Origin of the sequence: Granulicella mallensis (genome assembly GCF_014203225.1) — a bacterium.
GTDB lineage: Bacteria > Acidobacteriota > Terriglobia > Terriglobales > Acidobacteriaceae > Granulicella > Granulicella mallensis_A.
Genome location: NZ_JACHIO010000045.1, coordinates 1 through 3,326 on the forward strand (window position 1 = coordinate 1; position 3,326 = coordinate 3,326).

The 3,326-nt window shown below is 57.7% G+C and carries 2 protein-coding genes; both read left to right on the top strand.

Going from position 1 to position 3,326, the window contains the following annotated elements:
- Positions 1 to 1,536, top strand: a 1,536-nt coding sequence (locus HDF15_RS25410; RefSeq protein ID WP_184261245.1) for an amino acid adenylation domain-containing protein, incomplete at its 5' end; no start/stop codon positions are given.
- A 318-nt stretch (positions 1,537 to 1,854) separates the two neighbouring features.
- On the top strand, positions 1,855 to 3,326 hold a 1,472-nt coding region (locus HDF15_RS25415; protein WP_260331433.1), incomplete at its 3' end, for a condensation domain-containing protein.

Consider the following 3,326-nt stretch of genomic DNA (forward strand, 5'->3'; position numbering starts at 1 on the left):
GTGTACCCAGTGGATCGTCTGAGCTACATGCTGTCGGACTCCGGTCCGGTGGCGGTGCTGACGCACGGCGCGGCGCGCGGGACCCTGGAGCAAGCGCTGGGTGAGCTAAAGGCGCCGGTCCTGGACCTGGATCTGGAGGCCTCCTGGCACAACCGGCCGGAGACCAACCCCGATGCGCAGGCGCTCGGGCTCAGGTCCTCGCACCTGGCCTATGTCATCTATACCTCCGGCTCCACCGGTCAGCCTAAGGGCGTCATGATCGAGCACAGGAATACGATTCGACTGATCTCTTCGTTTCCGTGGCTTACATCTGAGGACGTTTTCCTTCAGCTCTCATCCCTCTCCTTCGATGCCTCAGTGTTTGAAATCTGGGTGTCTCTGACTCGTGGGGCGCGGCTGATTATCTTTCCGCCGGAGAAGCCAGAATTAAATCAGATTCAGGCACTTATCCATCGTCATAGCATCAGCGTCCTATGGCTGACGGCTGCCCTCTTCGATCTTGCTGTTATCGAGATAATGGACAGCCTCCAGATAGTACGCGTTCTGCTGGCAGGAGGAGATAAGCTCAGCCCGCTTCATGTCAGCAAGGCTGTGAAGGCCTTTTCGGGAACATCGTTGATCAATGGCTATGGGCCGACGGAGACGACGACGTTCGCAACCCTATTCACCGTGAGTTCCGTCAGCGACACGTCGATTCCGATTGGCCGTCCCATCGGCAACACGCGACTTTACATCTTGGATGCCGAGGGTGAACCAGTTCCAACCGGTGTTGCGGGGGAGTTGTACATCGGCGGGGCGGGAGTGGCACGGGGTTATCTGAACCGCGCGGAGCTGACGGCAGAGCGATTTGTGCCGAGCCGATTTGTGGAGGGAGACCGGTTGTACAAGACCGGCGACCTGGTCCGATATCTGCCTGACGGAAATATCGAGTTTGTAGGACGGAACGATTTCCAGGTGAAGATCCGCGGGTTCCGCATTGAGTTGGGCGAGATCGAGGCACGTCTGCTGGATCACCCTGGCGTGAGCGAGGTGGTGGTAGTAGCACGTGAGGATGACCATGGCGATAAACGTCTCGTAGCCTACTACACGCCGACAAAAGAACTGAAGGTCGAAGCCGGAATTTTGCGGGCGCATCTGAGCTTGAAGCTTCCGGAGTACATGGTGCCGTCGGCCTATATGGAGTTGGAGTCTTTTCCTCTGAGCCCGAACGGGAAGCTGGACCGGAAGGCGCTGCCGGCGCCGGATGACGAGGCTTACGTGCGCCGCGGCTACGAGGCCCCGGCAGGTGCTCTTGAAGAACACTTAGCGACGATCTGGTCGGAGATACTCGGCGTGGAGCGGGTAGGTCGCAACGACAGCTTCTTCGATCTGGGGGGCCACTCATTACTGGCGGTACGGCTAAGTTCTCACGTTAGAGATGAGTTGGATGTGGATTTAAAAATTGCAGATATATTTGAGAACCCCGTCTTCAGTGCTCAAGCCGCATTACTTGAGGAACTTATCTTCCAATCGTTTGAAATAACCGATCTTTCATAAATATTTCTGCGTCGGCAACATCTGACCTGGGTCCTGCACGCTGATTGCATTGCTCGAAATTGGCAGTTACTACGCTGCCAATCTCGACGCTCCTGTTTCTGCAGACCCGCGGGAATGTAGTTAACCGATACCTCACTACGTGAGGTGTAAGAGAAGCATGTTATTAGTCTTCGGCTCGAATGGATGGCAGCAATGAAACTAGAACTAAAAAAAACAGATGTGACTCAAGAGCAACGCGACAAACTTTTTGCTTTAGCTAAGGCAAGAGCTAAAAAGAAGCGAGGCTCTTTAATTGAGCCGGTGGAGCGTGTTGGGTCCTTGCCGTTATCGTTCGCGCAGCAGCGGTTGTGGTTTTTGTCTCAGATGGAAGGAATCAGCGAGGCGTATCACATTCCTGTAGGTCTGCGTTTGATGGGGACATTGGATCCTGAAGCGCTACAGCGTGCGTTGAATCAGATCGTGGTCCGTCATGAATCTCTTCGCACCCGGTTTGTTGTTGTGGGCGGAGCGCCGGTGCAGCAGATCGATCCGGCCAAGCCGTTTGATCTGACGATCCACGATCTCAGCGAGGCGAGCGATGCGGAAAGCGAACTGCAGCAGATCGCGCGGGAGGAAGCGAGGGGATCGTTCTCGCTGTCATCGGGGCCACTGATCCGCGGTCGATTGATTCGTTTGGCGCCTACTGAGCATGTGCTGTTGGTGACGATGCACCACATCGTGTCGGACGGCTGGTCGATCGGAGTCCTGGTGAAGGATTTCAGCCGCCTGTACAGCCTGTATCGAGCGGGTGAGGTGGATTCGGAGCCGGTTTCGGCCATCCAGTACGTGGATTATGCAGTCTGGCAGCATCGGTGGCTGGGCGGGGATAGGCGCGAAGCGCAAGGGGCGTATTGGGAGACGGCGTTGTCTGGCGCGCCGGCACTGTTGGAACTGCCGATCGATTATCCCCGTCCGGCGCAGCAGCGCTACGAGGGGCGGCAGGTGCGGTTGAGTTTCGACGCGACGCTGACCGGGGAGTTGAAGGCACTGAGCCAGCGGCACGGTACAACGCTGTTCATGACGGTTCTGGCGGCCTGGGCTACGGTGCTTTCGCGGCTGTCGGGTCAGCAGGACGTCGTGATCGGCACTCCTGTAGCCAACCGCACGCAGCGAGAGACCGAGGAGCTGATTGGTTTCTTCGTCAACATGCTGTCTCTGCGGGTGGACTTTACGGGTCAACCGACGGTGAGCGAACTGCTGCGACGGGTACGCGAGACGGCGATCGGAGCGCAGGCCCATCAGGAGCTGCCGTTCGAGCAGGTGGTGGAGCGGATCAAGCCGAGCCGGAGTCAGGCGCACAGCCCGATCTTCCAGGTCATGTTCGCGTGGCAGAACAATGAGGTGTCTGATCTGGAGCTGCCGGGTCTGCATCTGTCTGGGTTGGAGAGCGAATCGTCGGTAGCGAAGTTCGACCTGACGCTTAATCTGAGCGAGACGGATGATGAGATCGAAGGCATCCTCGAATACAGCACCGCCTTATTCAAGTCCGAGACGGTGGAGCGTTATGGGCGGTATCTGGTTCGTCTTCTGGAAGCGATGACTCGTGGCGAGGACGAGCGTGTGTCACAGCTGCCGATGCTTCCTGCGGAGGAGCGTGAGCAGTTGCTGGTGGGATGGAACGCGACGGAGGTGGCTTATCCGTTGGAGTCGACGGTGCATGGACTGTTCGAGGCACAGGTGGAGGGGAGCCCCGAGTCGACGGCGTTGGTGTACGAGGAGGAGCGTGTAAGCTACGGGGAGTTGAATCGCCG